14 protein-coding genes are annotated in these 16,463 nt (G+C 50.1%); 5 read left to right on the forward strand and 9 right to left on the reverse strand.

The window, feature by feature from the left end; translation table 11 throughout:
• Positions 1–156: 156 nt before the first annotated feature.
• Positions 157–1,134, reverse strand: coding sequence for an acrylyl-CoA reductase (NADPH) (gene acuI / locus EZV61_RS11460; protein WP_131415726.1), 978 nt, complete (start codon positions 1,132–1,134; stop codon positions 157–159).
• 237 nt (positions 1,135–1,371) lie between these two features.
• Here acuI and EZV61_RS11465 point away from each other — a divergent pair, with 237 nt between their 5' ends.
• Together EZV61_RS11465 and EZV61_RS11470 are read left to right on the forward strand one after the other, a co-directional pair.
• Positions 1,372–1,767: a hypothetical protein gene (locus tag EZV61_RS11465; RefSeq protein WP_131415728.1), complete on the forward strand. Its 396-nt coding sequence runs from the start codon at positions 1,372–1,374 to the stop codon at positions 1,765–1,767.
• Positions 1,768–1,855: 88 nt separating this feature from the next.
• Positions 1,856–2,224, forward strand: a complete 369-nt coding sequence (locus EZV61_RS11470) for a DUF2750 domain-containing protein (protein ID WP_131415730.1) — start codon at positions 1,856–1,858, stop codon at positions 2,222–2,224.
• Positions 2,225–2,294: 70 nt separating this feature from the next.
• Here EZV61_RS11470 and EZV61_RS11475 read toward each other — a convergent pair whose 3' ends face one another.
• The 8 genes from EZV61_RS11475 to EZV61_RS11510 all read right to left on the reverse strand — a co-directional run bounded on the left by EZV61_RS11475 (position 2,295) and on the right by EZV61_RS11510 (position 13,631).
• Positions 2,295–3,032, reverse strand: coding sequence for a hypothetical protein (locus EZV61_RS11475; protein WP_131415732.1), 738 nt, complete (start codon positions 3,030–3,032; stop codon positions 2,295–2,297).
• A gap of 207 nt (positions 3,033–3,239) precedes the next feature.
• Positions 3,240–3,998, reverse strand: a complete 759-nt coding sequence (locus EZV61_RS11480; protein ID WP_240695194.1) for a hypothetical protein — start codon at positions 3,996–3,998, stop codon at positions 3,240–3,242.
• A 54-nt stretch (positions 3,999–4,052) separates the two neighbouring features.
• Positions 4,053–5,897, reverse strand: a complete 1,845-nt coding sequence (locus tag EZV61_RS11485; protein ID WP_131415735.1) for an alkaline phosphatase — start codon at positions 5,895–5,897, stop codon at positions 4,053–4,055.
• Positions 5,898–5,908: 11 nt separating this feature from the next.
• Positions 5,909–7,492, reverse strand: coding sequence for an alkaline phosphatase family protein (locus tag EZV61_RS11490; RefSeq protein ID WP_131415737.1), 1,584 nt, complete (start codon positions 7,490–7,492; stop codon positions 5,909–5,911).
• Positions 7,493–7,759: 267 nt separating this feature from the next.
• Positions 7,760–8,389: a PEP-CTERM sorting domain-containing protein gene (locus tag EZV61_RS11495; RefSeq protein WP_165569588.1), complete on the reverse strand. Its 630-nt coding sequence runs from the start codon at positions 8,387–8,389 to the stop codon at positions 7,760–7,762.
• Positions 8,390–8,631: 242 nt separating this feature from the next.
• Positions 8,632–9,171, reverse strand: coding sequence for a PEP-CTERM sorting domain-containing protein (locus EZV61_RS11500; protein ID WP_165569589.1), 540 nt, complete (start codon positions 9,169–9,171; stop codon positions 8,632–8,634).
• 184 nt (positions 9,172–9,355) lie between these two features.
• Positions 9,356–10,270 carry a response regulator transcription factor gene (locus EZV61_RS11505; protein ID WP_130567241.1) on the reverse strand — a complete coding sequence of 305 codons (915 nt, stop codon included), beginning with the start codon at positions 10,268–10,270 and terminating at the stop codon, positions 9,356–9,358.
• Positions 10,263–13,631 (reverse strand): hybrid sensor histidine kinase/response regulator, encoded by a 3,369-nt coding sequence (locus EZV61_RS11510; RefSeq protein WP_114339489.1) that lies wholly within the window; start codon positions 13,629–13,631, stop codon positions 10,263–10,265. Before EZV61_RS11510 ends, EZV61_RS11505 begins: the two co-directional genes overlap by 8 nt.
• Here EZV61_RS11510 and EZV61_RS11515 point away from each other — a divergent pair.
• From EZV61_RS11515 to urtA, 3 genes are all read left to right on the forward strand, one after another.
• Complete coding sequence (locus EZV61_RS11515) at positions 13,626–13,811, forward strand: hypothetical protein (protein ID WP_131415750.1); 186 nt, start codon at positions 13,626–13,628, stop codon at positions 13,809–13,811. The genes EZV61_RS11510 and EZV61_RS11515 overlap by 6 nt on opposite strands.
• Positions 13,812–13,896: 85 nt before the next feature.
• On the forward strand, positions 13,897–15,030 hold the full coding sequence (locus EZV61_RS11520; RefSeq protein WP_131415752.1) for a porin family protein: 1,134 nt from the start codon (positions 13,897–13,899) through the stop codon (positions 15,028–15,030).
• 51 nt (positions 15,031–15,081) lie between these two features.
• Positions 15,082–16,374 carry an urea ABC transporter substrate-binding protein gene (gene urtA / locus EZV61_RS11525; RefSeq protein ID WP_199405263.1) on the forward strand — a complete coding sequence of 431 codons (1,293 nt, stop codon included), beginning with the start codon at positions 15,082–15,084 and terminating at the stop codon, positions 16,372–16,374.
• Positions 16,375–16,463 lie beyond the last annotated feature (89 nt).

Here is a 16,463-nt window from a genome sequence, read left to right on the forward strand (position 1 = left end):
TAATTTCTGCTGGCGGCACTTCACTTGGCTCACACTGCCGAGTGTATAAGGCGGGATAAAACTGCAGACTAAAGTACTGATAGAGGATTGACGAAAAAGGAGAGAGCCCATAAGTATGCGCTCTCTCTGTTTGAGGAGATAAGCTAAAGCGTCAGTTTAAAGCTTGACTAACGTGCGTCCCGTCACCTGTCCCAGCGTGATCTTTTCTGCGTATTCTGTCACTTGCTCTAATGATATCTCGGTGCAGGCTTGAGCATAATAGCTAGCAGGTAAAAGCTCTGACAGACGTTGCCACGCCGCTTTGCGCTTCTCATAGGGACACATTACTGAGTCGACGCCTAGTAGTGCTACGTTGCGCAGAATAAAAGGCATCACTGTGGTCGGCAGATCAAATCCTCCGGCCAAGCCGCAAGCGGCGACGGCACCGTTGTAATCTATTTTTGATAACACATTAGCGAGCAGTTGACTGCCAACCGTGTCGATAGCGCCTGCCCATAACTGCTTGTCTAATGGACGACCTTTGCCTTCCAGTTCGCTCCGGGGCACGATGCGCGTTGCACCGAGTGCTGTTAGTAGTTCGGCGTTTTCTGGACGTCCAGTCACGGCTGCAACGCGATAGCCTAGTTGCTTCAATAGTGTGACAGCAACGGAGCCGACACCGCCGCTGGCGCCGGTGACTAATATCTCACCTTTATCCGGCGTGACACCATAGCTTTCTAGTGCCATGACACAGAGCATGGCGGTAAATCCCGCGGTGCCGACCATCATCGCTTGTTTACCTGTCAGCCCCTCGGGCTTTGGTACCAACCATTCAGCTTTTAGGCTGGCCTTTTCGGCGAGGCCACCCCAATGGTTCTCGCCAACGCCCCAGCCGGTGAGAACCACTTGGTCACCTGCTTGATAGCAGGGGTGTTTTGAAGAGATCACGCTGCCAGCCAGATCGATGCCGGGCACCATGGGGAAGTTACGGATGATCTTTCCTTTACCTGTGATTGCCAGGCCATCTTTGTAATTGATGGATGAATAATCCACCGCAATGACCACCTCTTCTTCTGGTAGTGCTGAGTCATCCAGTTGGCGGATCTCTACCACCTGCTTTTCGTCTTGTTTATCAATGACCAGAGCATTAAACACGGCATATCCTTCATTTATTGGCGGAGCGTAATAATGTACGCAAAGTCTAGACGGAATTTAGGGCTTACGTGGCAAGTAAGATCAATCATGCCAGCGTGTTTGGCTAGAATGCGTTTCAAAGGGCGCTATGGAACAGAGCGCAAACATTACTTATTTAGATTAAAGAGTTGTGTGGTTGCACACGATAACCAAGGGAGAGCTATGTGAGTATTTAGAGTGAAAGTAGGGGAGGTCGATATGTTTGCTAGTCATGGTAGTTATGAAATATCACTTCTTCAGAATAACAGTATTGTGAAAGTGAAGTTTATTGGGGCGTGGAACAAAGAGGCTGTGTTTGATTTCTTCGACGACCTGAAAAAATGTCCGCTTGCTGAGCGCTGGGTAGCCATTGCCGATCTGACCGAGTGGGAAGGTGCCACACCTGAATTGACGGAAGCCTATCTGCCCGTGGTGGATTGGTGTTTGGCTCATGGCGAATGTGCTACGGGTCATATCTATGCAAAGAACTGGCAATACCTGTTTGTGGAAAAGTTGCGCCTTTATCGCAGCCAATCGATACCTCAAATGAGTTTTACCGATGAGAGCAGCGCGATTGTATGGGCGAATAGCCAATTGCATGCTGTAGCTGTGTAGAAATCTACTCTGTTGGTGGCGAAATGGCTGTTTTTTCGCCCTGGAACTGTGTAGATTGCGCGAGTTACCATTTGAATGAGAGAACCCCATGACTGATACAGCGAAGAATACAACAGCCTTATTCGGTGAAAAATCCGAGACACGCTATGAAGCTTTTTTAGAGATGGCGTTAGCCGCTGAGCAAGTCTGGGTTCTGAAAGACGATGAAGGTTGCTTGATCGTTACCTCTGGCGATGAAGAGTGCTTACCCGTATGGCCTTCTGAAGATGCCGCTGCCGCTTGCGCTATCGCGGACTGGAAAGGCTTAGAGCCACTGGCTGTTAGCTTGGTGGATTGGATGGAAAAATGGCTCCCAGGTATGGAAAAAGATGGCCGTGTCGTGGCCGTCTTTCCTAACTTGGCAGGTGAATCCTTAGTCGTTGCTGCCAGTGAACTTTATGCAGAGTTAGACGCATAGTCTAACTTCTGCAGCCCCATGCCACCTTTAGCCTTGATAGATAGCTATGGTGGCTACGGGGATATTGGGGCTAGAAAGTAACTTGTAACGAAACGCTGTTAAACCCAGGGACAATGCGCCAGTTGAACGCGCTTTTTTCCGCTTCATTAAACTGTTGCTGATAACCGTCCCAGCCTTCCCGTGCAGCATCCGGTTGTGTCCAAATAGCTGCTTCGCTAATTGCTATCCCCAACGCAGCAGAGCCTAGGGCATCGCCACTATCACCCCATGCTGCAATGGCTGCGGCACCGAGTAAATTAACGCCAACGCCAATCAAATGCGGCTTTAAGGTGTAGCGTTCATCTGCACGCCATGCACTCTGTTCCAGCATCTTTTCTGCTTCCGCCAGTCTGGCGAGTTTCTCTGCGCGGTTATTGCCCGGTAGCATCTGATATTCGTCCCAGCCAGCAACCACGGGTAGCGGCTTTAGCATCATCATGGCAAAGCCACCCGTTGACTTCACTGCGCCAACCCACAGCTTGGTTGATTCATCAGAATCATCTTCGTCGTTTGCTTTGTATGCCTGTGCTAACGCGCTGGCACCATAGAATCCGGTCCAGCCATATTGCCAATAGGTAGATGGTGTTTGGATCTCATTCAGACGTGCTTCCAGATAGCTGAGGCGCTCGTCAATTTCGCTCTCTTCCATTAACTGAAAATCTTGTGCCATTAAAGAGGTGCTGAAGATTAGAGCGCATCCGCAAAGGGTGGTTTTGACGAGAGGGATGTTGATGAAGTGGGAAAGCAGCATTGGGGCATCCTTATTCATGACTTATTACTTGTTGTTGTTTTAAGCATAGAGCAAAGCGAAGCAAGACAACATGCTAACAACTAAAGAGTTTATGCTAACTATATAAATTCACTATGAGTAGTGGTGTCGTCAAGCAGCAGCATTGCTGAAGGGGTGGGCTATCAGGTGAATACCTACCAGATATCCCTTGTATATTTGGCGGGGCTGGTGAAAAGAGAACTGACGCTAGTGGTGGTGTTCGTGACCTGCCAAAGCGTTGCCTTGAGTATCGTAGAATCCAGAGGCACCGCCTTCAATAAACCCTTGGGTGACCATTTGAGTGAGAAACGGATCGGTATGGTCGTCACCAATATCGGCATAATCTGTTGCCTGGTAATTTTGGCGTACTGCGAAGAATGTGTTGATCGTCTTTCTATCGTGAGCAAGGGTCACCAACTGCCACTGCTCTTGCTTATTACCATAATGGCGTTGAAGGGAATGGATCAGCTGTAGCTGCGGCAACCAAACCAGGGTGGTTTTTTCATTGTTGCTATTGAGCTCCAGCGTTTGGCGCTTGTCGCAGCCCTCTCCTTGCTCCGACTTCAGAGTGAATTTTTCCAGTTGCTGAGCGGAGATCAGTTGATAGCGGTGGGGCCAGTCCTGTTCCTGCTTACCATGTACTTTTCCCCCAGGTTGATATTCGATAGCGCGTTGGTAGTGATCAAAAAAGCGGGTGGGCTTTATCCAGTTATTGCCGAGTAGATCCCATTGTTCGGTGATCTGGGTGGCAGGGTATTGGTGGGCTACTTTATTGCCATCGCGCCAAAGCCAGAACGCTGTGGTCTGTTTCTTTCCGTGTTCAGTCATGTCGATTTGATAATGAGCAGAAAGCTGCTGCGACAAGATTGAGCACTGCGATGCGGGCGTGGCGAAAGCCACTTGAGAGAGCAGTGCGAGTAAGGAGAGAGCGAACAGTGAGGCAGTTTGTAAATTCTTAATAGGCATAATGTCAGATCCAGAAAAGGGAGGTGTGAACCTCCCTTTTTTTGTTATGAATAATTAAAGCTTGGCGTTAGCTTGTTCGGCCAAATTGCCACTGAGATTCATGATGTGAAAAATCATATTCTGCTCGTTGGTACCATTCACCAGAAACGCACCAGGGCCTTGTGCATAGATCCCCACGTCTTCTCCCGCATGGGTTTCAGAACTCATAGGTACCAGAGCTTCTTGGTGGAAGCCCGGACTGGTGGTGTCGACGTCGCCCAAGTCCTGACGTCCAGCGGCTGGATCCAAGCCATAAGTGGCATCAGCATTAGTTTCAGCGCCGAGGTTACGGAAGCCCCGGCCGTTGGTATAACCCAAGGTTGTATAAGGCATACCATCGCTGGCAGTGGCAGGCTCATCGCTACCAATTCCAACAACCTTGCCAAGGATCGGATTACCACGCTTTGGATAGCCAGCAATAGTAAACACATGGCTATGATCCGCCGTCACAATGATCAGTGTTTCTTCATCGTTGGTCAGTGCCAAAGCCGCTTCAACGGCTTTAGCAAATTCGATGGTATCGGTCAGGGCATTGTAGGCACTTCCGGCATGATGAGCGTGGTCTATGCGGCCAGACTCAACCATCAAGAAGAAGCCATCGTCGTTGTTGTCGAGCACCTGAATCGCTTTGCTGGTCATCTCAGATAACGATGGTTCACCTGCAACATCATTGGCTCTGTCCGCTTCATACTGCATATGAGATTCGTTGAACAAGCCAAACAGGTGAGCAGTCGTTTCTGTGTCCACCGCGTCGAAACCGCTCTGGTCGTAAATATAAACACCATCCATGTAATTAGCTTGCCATTCAGCAGTCAGATCTCGGCCATCGGTACGGTCACCTTCAACCGAACTCACTGCGTCGGGACTGTTATACATAGCGTCTTTAGGCAAGAAGTGCCGACGACCACCGCCCATTACCACCTCTAAACCATCAACATCCAAACCGGCATAACGGCTTTCCAGCAGAGACTCGAAGTTCACCAGCTGTGCTGCAATGTCTTCACAACCTGCAACAACCGCAGCTTCTGGCATGTCGGACACATCTTCCCAGTTACGATCGGCAGACTTAGCATAAGTGGCCGCGGGTGTAGCATGAGTGATCCGTGCGGTAGAGATCACTCCGGTTGACTTGCCTGCTATCTCTGCCAGCTCCAGTGCTGTTACCAACTCGTTTCCTGCGACCGTTGCGCAGTCGCCGCGCTCGATATCTTCATCGACACCGATGACACCGACATCGGTCTTCACACCACTCATCATCGCCGTCATGGTACCCGCTGAATCAGGGGTCTGGGCATCAACGTTATAAGTCTTCGCTAAACCTGCAAAAGGCATCATGTCAAAGCTCAACATATGCTCTTCGCCGTTGCCACCTTGCATCTGGCCTTCAAGAATGCGGGCTGCGGTGACGGTGGAAATACCCATGCCGTCACCGACAAACAGAATGACATTTTTTGCTTTGCCTGCGACTTTGGTCGTGACCACACCACCATTGGCACTGCGTGGTTGCGTGCCGATCACTTGCTGCCACACAGATTTGGCTTCAGCGATTTTGTTTTGCGCCGCGCCAAACCAGGGGTTGTTGAGAGTGGTTAACAGTTCTGCGGTCGCTACACTGGTATTGCCGGCGGAGCAGACATAACTGGTGTCCAGTACCTCATCAGCGTCCAGTGTACCGTTGGTATTATTGTCTAGTCCGCTTTGTACTTGAGTACCGCCATTCGGGCAGTTTGTATCGCCCACTTCCAGTTGGGTTTGGGCGATCAGGCTCGTCAGGCCGTTATCGCCATCGTCACCATCATCACAACCGGCTATCGCCAACAGTGCGGTACCTATAACCAAGCTTAATTTAGTCAGTTTCATTGTCTTGTTCCTTATTCCGCGACTAGGCCAAGGGATTGGTTGATGATGTGGAAAATGATGTTCTGCTCAACCACGCCCTGAAGCAATTGCGCACCAGGCCCTTTGCCGTGGATGGCAACATCTTCACCAGCATGGGTTTCTGAACCGAGTGGGATAAGGGCTTCCTGGTGGTAACCTGTACTTGTGGTATCAACAGTCGTCAGATCCTGGCGGCCGTTGCTGTTGTCCAAGCTGTAAGTCGCATCGGCATTGGTTTCTGTACCTAAATCTCGGAACCCTTTACCATTGGTATAGCCAAGGGTTGTATACGGCATACCATCTGCAGCTTCTGCAGGCTCATCGTTGCCGACCCCCACCACTTTGCCCAAAATTGGGTTGCCGCGCTTAGGGTAGCCGGCGATGGTGAATACATGACTATGGTCAGCTGTCACTAAGATTAATGTTTCATTGGGATCGGTCATTTCGACAGCTTGCTGAACTGCTTTCGCCATTTCGATGGTATCGGTCAATGCGTTGTAGGCGCTGCCAGCATGATGGCCATGGTCAATACGGCCAGATTCCACCATCAGGAAGAACCCTTTATCGTTATTGCCGAGTACGTCGATGGCTTTCTCTGTCATCTGCGACAACGAAGGCTCACCGGCAATATCGTTGTCTCGGTCTGCTTCATACTGCATATGAGATTCGTTGAATAAGCCAAATAGGCGAGTTGTTTCTGCTGGATCTATGGCATCGAAGCCTGCTTGATCGAAAACATAGTGGCCATCGCTGTACATTGCTTGCCACTCAGCGATCAGATTGCGCTCGTCAGTACGATCGCCTTCGATTTCACTGGCCGCGTCGGCGCTATTAGCTGTCGCATCCTTTGGCAGAAAGTGGCGCCGACCACCACCCATCACAACATCGATGCCATCGACGTCGATACCGGTAAAGCGGGCTTCTAATCTTGGTTCAAAGTTAACTAGCTGCGAAGCGATATCTTCACAGCCACCTGTTACCGCGTCTTCGGGCATATCTGATATATCTTCCCAATTACGGTCTGCTGATTTGGCGTAGGTGGCGGCGGGGGTCGCATGGGTGATACGAGCGGTAGAGATCACGCCGGTGGACAAGCCGCGGATCTCAGCCAGTTCCAGCGCAGTCACCACTTCGTTGCCTGCAGCGGTTGAACAATCGCCGCGAACGACATCTTCATCTAAACCGATCACGCCAGCGTCTGTTTTTAAACCCGACATCATGGCGGTCATGGTGCCTGCTGAATCGGGCGTCTGCGCATCAACATTGTAGGTTTTGGCCAGTGCTGTATGGGGAAATGTTTCGAAGCTAAGATAGTGCTCCTCACCCATAGCGCCAGCGAGCTGACCTTCCAAAATGCGCGCGGCGGTTAGGGTCGAAACTCCCATGCCATCGCCGACAAAAAGGATCACGTTCTTCGCTTTGAATTGAGTACTGGCTTGCAGTTTGGCATTGAGTAATGCGCTGGCTTCTGTGTACCAAGCGTTGTCCATTTGGCTCGTAGGTACAACCTGGGCTTGAGCCTGGGCAACAATGGCCGCGGCCAAGGCGCCGGATAGGGCTATCCTGTTTAGTTTCATCTCACTGTCCTAAATACCGTTGAATGTTCGGAAATTGAACGACTGTTGTGATAAGAGTCACGGCGTAAGGTTAGAGAGGTCGGATGACAGAAATGGGACGTTTTTGTTGCGGGAAGATTGCTTGTTTGTGACATTTGGGTGTCTATGCTCGCAGGACGTAAGGCGAGCAGGTAGGGCATTGAAACTTTTTTAGCTTGATAAAACTAAAAACGCCCCCGATCAACGGAGGCGTTTATTTACGAGTAGTAACCTTGCGGTGTTAACCTACTATTTGTTACGGCGGCGCAAGCCTAATCCAGCTAAACTGAGTCCGAGCAGCAGCGCGGTTGCTGGTGCAGGAACCGCTACAGCGTTAGCGACTAAGATTACTTTTTCCCAATCAGTGCTGTTGTTAAGTCCCAAATAGCTGCCCGCACGATAACCGCCAACACCATTTAACGTGTGCCAGCAAAGACGATCTCTTTCCGATGCCGCTGCTGTATCGCATTCGAACTTGTTGACGTCGTCACCCAAGCCTGCGAAACCCCAAGACCAACCATCTGCATAATACCATTCTGCGCCATTGGCGGTCGTGGTGACGTCGTTATTGGCTGCACCTGTGTCAGTCAACACATCATCCCAGCCTGCTGCTGCAAGTACTTCAAAAACATCGGAGCCTGTGCGGCGCGCAGCCAGCATCAGGTAGTCACCTGAACAATTGGCTAACTCATCGTCAACAGTTGTACCCATAGGCGTAGCATAGGTAGCTGAATAACACTCGCTCCAACCCCAATCGTTAGTAACGGTGGAAACAGCAACATCATTCTGTGGGCCGTAAGGGATCACTGCAGCACTGGCAAAAGCACTTGCGGCGAGCAGAGAGGCTCCCAATGTGGTTTTTACTAAGTTATTCAACATGAACGTCATCCTACTATGTTGGTATTGTTAATGGTTATTACGCAAACACAAGCAGGTATTGTGCCGTTATTTTTATTGTTTCATATCAGTGTGTTAGCGGTGTCAGCTTCGGCGGGGATAGTTTCTTGTAAACTCGTCTGACACTGATAGGCGTTAATGTCAGGTTGTTAGTAGCCACAAAGTGAAAACGCCTTCGTCAATCGAAAGCGTTTTTCATTGAATGATGGATTATCACACGTGGTTCACTTGTTGCGCCGACGCAGACTTAAACCGACTAACCCCAGTCCAAGTAGGAGAGCGCTCGCCGGTGCAGGAATGGACGCAAACGTTAGGTTAATATGCACGGAATCAACACCCGTGATGTTGCCTCCTTGCCAATTGACAAACAATGTATCGTCAACCCAACTTAGCATTGAATCGACATAGTCATCAGTGTTGGCCGAGAAGCTCACGGCGGCAAGATCCGCTAGTACGCCACTATCAAATATAAATTCAAAGCCATTGTAAGAGGTGTTTACCCAACGGCAACAGGCGTCATCTTTGTAGTCGAAATGAATGTAGTCATCGCCGATGTCTATGTAGTCAAAAGCGTCCCAATCACCTGGAAATCCGGTGGGATTAACCCATTCATTGCCTGCGGCAACCGTGCTGGCTTCTGTGTGTAAGATGGAACCGTATGTGGCATAGTGGTAATTCGCTGTGACACCGCTACCCATCAATCCAGCGTTTGCTGATGATGTTCCTATGATTAGCATTGCGATGGCTAGTAATGATTTCTTCATAATACTCATCCTTACTCTGCGTGCTAAATGATTGCTCAAGTAGGATCAAGCATATAGTGTGCCGCGATATATTTCGCTTAATAAACAAAAGATAAGCAACTCATATCGATGAGAGGTCGATGGATTTGTAAAATCTTCTGACGCTGGATCACTCGATAATGTTAAGTGCCTCATTGAGGGGAAGTTAAGCCGGTTGTGCTTCTCCGCCATCCAAGATCCGGATCGAGATCGCTGCGGCGGCCGTGCGATTATCCACATCAATCTTTTTAAACAGCTGCTCTAGGTGTTTGTTCACGGTGCGTGGGCTCATCGATAATATTTGTGCGATCTCCCAATTGGTTTTTCCAAATGATACCCAGTACAGCACTTCTGATTCCCGTTTGGTGATGGGGAGTTTTTGCTGCAGTGTTTCCGGTGATTTTTCTGATTCAGCCGCCACTAATCGGATTAAGCTATGGCCCGCTTGATGCTCGCCACCAAACTGAGCGTGCATCGGCATCTCAAATAGCGAAATGGTCAACGGCAGTGCCGGATCGTCCTGCAACCAAGTGATTAACTGTGCACTGATGCTATGCCAGATCTCGGCTTCCTCACCCTTCGCCGATGCGACCAATTGATGGACATGGGGTGTCGCCCACTCAATCTCGCCCTGATGGTCGACGCAGATGACGTATTGCCCTGCATGATCCAATGCCGTTTGCGCACTGATCGCTAAACGGGCGTTTTGCGTGTGTACCTTGATCCGTGCCATTACCTCTTCGGCGACGATCGGCTTGGTGACATAATCAACACCACCAACTTCGAAACCGCGCACCACGTGCTCTACATCGGTGAGGCCAGTCATAAAGATCACCGGGGTCATGGGTAACTGTTGCTTGATCTTTTCACAGGTTTCAAACCCATCCATGCCCGGCATCATCGCATCCATCAGGATCACATCCGGCGTGATACGCTCAGATATGGATAACGCCTGTTGGCCTGATAGAGCCACCAGTACCGTCAGGCCTGCGTTGTTCAGCGCGGCATTGAGCATCCCCAAAGATTCTGGTGAATCATCGACGACTAAGACAATTGAGCTGACATTGGGTGTATTACTCATCGATTAACGCTTCCAGATAGGTGACGATCTTTTCAAAATCACAACGTTGAGACTCTTGTCGCATGCGGTGAATAAAATCACTACCGGCGATCTGTTGTTGTTCCAGCTTACCCAAGCTGTCGGAGAATGCACTCAGGTAGCCAATCTCTGCCCAATTTTTTAGTTCTTTGAGGTATTTGCTTGCAGGGATAAGGTCTGGCGTATTGAGCGTTTTTGCCGTGTTACTCTGCTCGTCATCTACCTTCTCGGTATCTTGTATCTGCCAGTTCAGGTTCAGCAGTCGGCCAATTTTCCCTAACAAGGTGTTTAGCTCCACCGGTTTGGTGAGGTAATCATTATGATATTGGCCAAGTAGATTGTCGTGCTCACTCTCTAAGGTGTTGGCGGACACCATCATGATGGGTTGGGTGAAGCCCTGTTTTCTTAGTTGAATAGCCAGCTGCCAGCCGCTGATCTCAGGCATGGCAACGTCTAACAGGAATAGATCAACCGGGCAATGCTGGCAAAGCGCCAGGGCTTCCGTGGCATTGGCTGCCTGATAAAGAACAAATCCAAGTGGTTCTAGGATATCTTTCATTAGCTGACGCTGTGAGCTTTCATCATCTACGACCAAGAGGGTCTTTTCATCCCCCTGATAGCCAATCACATTGGCATCAGGCAGCTTGACCCGGTTAGGTCGTGCGACTTGCGGTAACATGAGGCTCAAGGTGAACTCACTGCCCACCCCTAGGGTGCTTTTAAAATCGATATTGCCGCCCATCAGTTCAGCTAACGAGCGCGAAATAGTCAGGCCTAAGCCTGTACCGCTGATGGCTTGCGTCGATAGGTTTCTGACCCGTTCAAAGGGGCGAAAGATTAATTCGCGATCCGCTTCATCAATGCCGATACCAGAATCTTTGACATGGAAGTGTGCGACCTCGTTGCGATAATTGACGATAAAGCTTACAGAGCCCTCTTTGGTAAACTTGATCGCATTGGAGAGCAGGTTCATCAGGATCTGACGTAAGCGCTGTTTATCCGCGGCGATAAATTCTGGCAGATACCTGCAGGGCTGATAGTCAAACTGGATCCCTTTGTTGACCGCTTGCAGTTGGAACATATCTACCAACTGATTAAGAAATTCGGTGATCTGAACATCGTCTCGTTGCAGTTCGAGACGACCCGCCTCAATCTTTGATATCTCTAACAGGCCTTCAATTAAGTCCGATAGATGCTCACCGTTGCGACGTAAAATCGCTGCGTACTCTCGCTTCTGTGTACTTAGTTCATTATCTTTACTGAGCAGCTGGGCGTAGCCGAGCAATACATTGAGCGGTGTCCGCAATTCATGGCTGATACCTGCTAAATAACGACTCTTTGCTTGGTTTGCCGTTTCCGCCGTTTCTTTGGCTCGCTGCAGGGCGCGATAAGTTTCCTCATGGGCATCAATCTCCTGGCTTAGCAGTTCAGATTGTGACTGTACCTCCTGCATTGCGACCCGACTGCTGCTACGGGCAAGGATAAACAGCCAGCTCACTACGCCGATTAGGATCAGAAGTAAGAAGAACGCTTTGATAAAGGCGGTAGCGACGCTGCCATCGGCGGCAAGTGCCTCCGGTACTTGCGCATAGGCAAGGGTCAGTATGGCTGACATCACAGAGGAGATGGCGAGCATCACCAGCACAAACTGGCCCATGGAGCCACCAAGTTTTTCTACCCAGGCAGGGGACAAAAAACGCCCCGCAAACTGTCGTGACTGCGCAGTTAAGGTTGCGTGGGGACGACACTTGTTGCCACAGCGTACATCCAGGCTGCAGCATAGCGAACAGATGGGACTATTATACGCTGGACAATGGGTCATATCCTCGCGTTCAAACCGCAGTTCGCAAACGCTGCAGGTCTCCAGCTCGGCGGCAAACAGTTCCGCAGGACGGGCCAGGTAGAACTTGCTTTTCGTCAGCCAAGCGAATAGCGGTACGGTGATAAAGGGCAATAAAAATGCGACAAAGGAGGCCATCGCTTTGAATAGCTCGCCGAACAGGCTCAGATGGCCCATGATGCCAATGATCGAGGCCAGGAGCATGGAGCCAACACCGACCGGGTTGATGTCATAGAGTTGTGAGCGTTTAAATTCAATATGCTTGGGGCTGAGTCCGAGGGGCTTGTTGATGATCAGATCGGCAACGATCGCGCCGATCCAGCCCAACACCAATACCGAATAGATCTGTAGCATCTCTTCTAATGCCTGATAGACGCCGAGGACCATCAATAGCAGGGCGATGACGACATTAAATACCACCCAAACTACCCGTCCAGGATGGCTGTGGGTAATACGGGAGAAGTAGTTTGACCACGCCAAAGATCCAGCATAGGCATTAGCCACATTGATTTTTAACTGCGAAACAATAACGAAGCTGGCAGCCAGAAACAGTGCCAAGCCTTTATTGTCGGTGACATAGTTAAATACCACCATATACATATGCGCTGGGTCGTCGGCCACCAGCGCGGGCAACCCGTGAGCCAGTGCTAAGTAGGCGAGAAATGAACCCAGAATCATTTTCGGCGCGCCGACCAGGATCCAGCCCGGGCCGCCTAGTAGCAATGCCGTCCACCAACGTAAGCGGCTCTTTTTTGTTGGCTCGGGCATAAAGCGGAGAAAGTCCACCTGCTCGCCAATCTGCGCAACCACCGAAAGCAGTACCGCACAGGCGGCGCCAAACATTACAAAGTTGAAGCTGTTGTCGTTGCTTTCATCGAGGCCTGCGTAGTTAATCCACTCATTGAACTGGCTGTCTGGGTGGGTAAATACGAAATATAGTGGTACCAGCTGCATCGCCAGCCAGATCGGTTGTGACCATTGCTGGAAGCGGCCGATATTGGTAATACCATGGGTAACAAGAGGGATCACTATTAGCGCACTAACCACGTAACCCACTAATAGGGGAACTCCGATCAATAGCTGCAAAGCCATCGCCATAATGGCTGCTTCAAGGGCAAAGAAGATAAAGGTAAAAGAGGCATAAATAAGCGAAGCGATGGTGGAGCCGATATAACCAAAACCGGCACCGCGACTGAGTAGATCGATATCAACACCGTACTTGGCCGCGTAGTAACTGATTGGGATACCGCTGAACAGGATCACGAGGCTGACAACACCGATCGCCCATAACGCATTGATCACGCCATAGTTAAGTGTGATCGCCCCGCCTAAGGCTTCTAACACCAGGAACGATACCGTGCCTAGTGCTGTGTTCGCGATCCACGCCATATTCCAACGTCTTGCCCGCTTAGCGGTAAAACGCAAAGCAAAATCCTCCAACATCTCGTTGGCAACCAGCTTGTTGTAGGTGCGTCGGGTCGCAAGGATCTTATTGGAATGCATCGGTGGCGTGCGCCTTTCCTTCATGTTTTTACTGGAGAACGAACAAAGTATGCCGACTGCTGGTCGCAGCCGCATGCGTCATTTGACGTATATCGCTACTGCGTTATGCGCATAGGCTTTGTTGCCTCTTCCCTGAATACTGCAATGGTCACCACCGATGATACGACAGAGCGGCAATAAGAATAAGCCCCGTAGAGGGATGTCCTTGTATCGACTTCCGGTGCCAAAGAGATCCAATCCAATATCTTGAACAGGGAGTGCGCAAATGAGAACCCATAAATTGACCACGGTCGCCGCCGCAACATTGCTAGCTATTAGCTTGGCTCCGGTTGCCCATGCAGGTGCCAAATTAGAGATCACCGAAGACAGCTTCATCAATCTGGGAGCGGGGATTCGAACTACCGCTTCAGGTACTGAGGACGGTTCACCCAATGGCGACAGTTGGTCGACAGATTTTAATGTCGACAATATTCGTCTGTACTTGTCTGGGCAGTTGATGCCTGCGGTGAAGTTTACCTTTAATACCGAAAAAATCGATGGCGATATCGATGTGCTTGACGCCATCGTGCAGTACGAACCAAGTAAAGAGTTCAATATCTGGGCGGGTAAGATGCTCACCCCCGCCGATCGGATTGAAATGAATGGCCCGTTCTACGCATTAACCTGGAACCAGTACACGGTGCCACTTTACCCCTCAGATCAAGGTGGCGAAGCCGGACGTATTGGTCGTGATGATGGTGTCACTGTGTGGGGTGCGTTTGACAAATTCCAATATGCCGTGGGTGTCTTTGATGGTTTAGAGGGCTACTCCAACCAAGATGACAATCTGTTATTTGCCACACGTCTCTCATATAGCTTCTGGAATATGGAAGGTAACCCGGCTTATTACACTAGTTCCACCTACTACGGTGAAGCTGGTGATGTACTGACCTTAGGTGTTTCTGCTCAGTATCAAGAAGACGGCACGGGTACCGCGACTGATGGTGAAGATTTCACCGGATATACCGCAGACGTGTTAATGGAAAAAGTGCTTTCCGGTGGTGGTGTGGTGACCCTTGAGGGCGAATACAAAGTATTTGACGCCGATTTGAGTGCGGCGACACGCGCCTCAGCCGATTGTTTTTGCCTGTTTGATGGCGATGCCTATTTTGCTACGGCGGCTTACCTATTCGCGGATCCTGTGGGGATCGGCAAGGTACAACCTTATGTGCGTTACACCTCCAACAGCCCTGATGATTACGACGACTCGGATCTCACCGAAGTTGGCGTGAACTACATCATCAAAGGTCACAACTTGCGTTTGAATGCCAACTACACCACGGGTGATGCCAACGCCAGTGGCTATGCGGCAGCAGATGATGCCGACAGCTTTAGCTTAGGTGTGCAGTTCCAGATCTAACGACCATCTCATTCGATAATGATGAAATAGAGACAACAAGGGAAGCGGAAGATGAAGATGAAAAAACTACTATTAGCTGGCTCTATTATGACCAGCATGCTCCTCGCCGGTCAGGCGATGGCAGCAAAGAAAGAAGAGACCATCAAGGTCGGTGTTCTGCACTCTCTGTCAGGCACCATGGCGATCAGTGAAACGACGCTGAAAGACACCATGTTGATGCTGATCGAAGAGCAGAACAAAAAAGGCGGCGTACTGGGTAAAAAGCTTGAAGCCGTGGTGGTTGACCCGGCGTCCAACTGGCCGCTGTTTGCAGAAAAAGCCCGTGAGCTGATCCAAAAGCATGAAGTGTCTGCTGTATTCGGTTGCTGGACGTCAGTGTCTCGTAAGTCAGTACTGCCAGTGTTTGAAGAGCTGGATAACCTGCTGTTCTACCCGGTGCAGTATGAAGGTGAAGAGTCCTCTAAGAACGTGTTTTATACCGGTGCCGCGCCAAACCAACAGGCGATCCCTGCGGTTGATTACTTGATGAATGATCTAGGTGTTAAGCGTTGGGTACTGGCGGGGACTGACTATGTTTATCCACGTACTACCAACAAGATCCTGGAAGCCTATCTCAAGGCGAAAGGGGTCGATGCCAAAGATATCACTATCAACTACACGCCGTTTGGTCACTCTGATTGGCAGTCTATCGTTGCCGATATCAAGAAGTTTGGCTCTACCGGTAAGAAAACTGCCGTCGTTTCCACCATTAACGGCGATGCTAATGTGCCTTTCTACAAAGAGCTAGCTAACCAAGGCATTTCAGCGGAAGACATTCCCGTGGTTGCCTTCTCTGTTGGTGAAGAAGAGCTTTCAGGTATCGACACTGCACCTTTGGTTGGGCACCTGGCAGCATGGAACTACTTCATGAGCGTTGAGGCGGATGAAAATGACGATTTCATTGAAGCATGGCAGGCGTTTGTTGGCAGCGACAAGCGAGTGACCAACGATCCAATGGAAGCGCATTACATTGGCTTCAACATGTGGATTAAAGCGATTGAGAAAGCCGGAACAGCCGATCCAGCCGCCGTCCGTGAAGCGATGATCGGTATCTCTGTGCCAAACCTGACGGGTGGCTACTCAGCCATGATGCCTAACCATCACATCACCAAGCCAGTACTGATCGGTGAGATCCAAGACGATGGCCAATTTGAAACCGTATGGCAGACCTCAGGTCTGGTTCCGGGCGATGCATGGTCTGATTTCCTTGAAGGTTCAAAGAGTATTGCCGCTGATTGGCAAGCGCCTTTGATGTGCGGTAACTACAACGTTAAAACCGCTAAGTGTTCTGGACAAAACTACTAAAGCAAGTGTGAAGCGCGGCCTCTTCCTGGTGAGGCCGCTCTTTTTCTCCCTCTGTCGCAGATGGAGATTTTTTTTGATGTTTAGCTTCA

This window comes from Corallincola luteus, assembly GCF_004336975.1.
Lineage (GTDB): Bacteria > Pseudomonadota > Gammaproteobacteria > Enterobacterales > Neiellaceae > Corallincola > Corallincola holothuriorum.

Bases quoted from the DNA above. Each gene is read 5' to 3' on its own strand.
- EZV61_RS11465 (WP_131415728.1), top strand. From the start codon at position 1,372: ATGTTTGCTAGTCATGGTAGTTATGAAATATCACTTCTTCAGAATAAC.
- EZV61_RS11470 (WP_131415730.1), top strand. From the start codon at position 1,856: ATGACTGATACAGCGAAGAATACAACAGCCTTATTCGGTGAAAAATCC.
- EZV61_RS11475 (WP_131415732.1), bottom strand. From the start codon at position 3,032: ATGAATAAGGATGCCCCAATGCTGCTTTCCCACTTCATCAACATCCCT.
- EZV61_RS11480 (WP_240695194.1), bottom strand. From the start codon at position 3,998: ATGCCTATTAAGAATTTACAAACTGCCTCACTGTTCGCTCTCTCCTTA.
- EZV61_RS11485 (WP_131415735.1), bottom strand. From the start codon at position 5,897: ATGAAACTGACTAAATTAAGCTTGGTTATAGGTACCGCACTGTTGGCG.
- EZV61_RS11490 (WP_131415737.1), bottom strand. From the start codon at position 7,492: ATGAAACTAAACAGGATAGCCCTATCCGGCGCCTTGGCCGCGGCCATT.
- EZV61_RS11495 (WP_165569588.1), bottom strand. From the start codon at position 8,389: ATGTTGAATAACTTAGTAAAAACCACATTGGGAGCCTCTCTGCTCGCC.
- EZV61_RS11500 (WP_165569589.1), bottom strand. From the start codon at position 9,171: ATGAAGAAATCATTACTAGCCATCGCAATGCTAATCATAGGAACATCA.
- EZV61_RS11505 (WP_130567241.1), bottom strand. From the start codon at position 10,270: ATGAGTAATACACCCAATGTCAGCTCAATTGTCTTAGTCGTCGATGAT.
- EZV61_RS11515 (WP_131415750.1), top strand. From the start codon at position 13,626: ATGCATCGGTGGCGTGCGCCTTTCCTTCATGTTTTTACTGGAGAACGA.
- EZV61_RS11510 (WP_114339489.1), bottom strand. From the start codon at position 13,631: ATGCATTCCAATAAGATCCTTGCGACCCGACGCACCTACAACAAGCTG.
- EZV61_RS11520 (WP_131415752.1), top strand. From the start codon at position 13,897: ATGAGAACCCATAAATTGACCACGGTCGCCGCCGCAACATTGCTAGCT.
- urtA (WP_199405263.1), top strand. From the start codon at position 15,082: ATGAAGATGAAAAAACTACTATTAGCTGGCTCTATTATGACCAGCATG.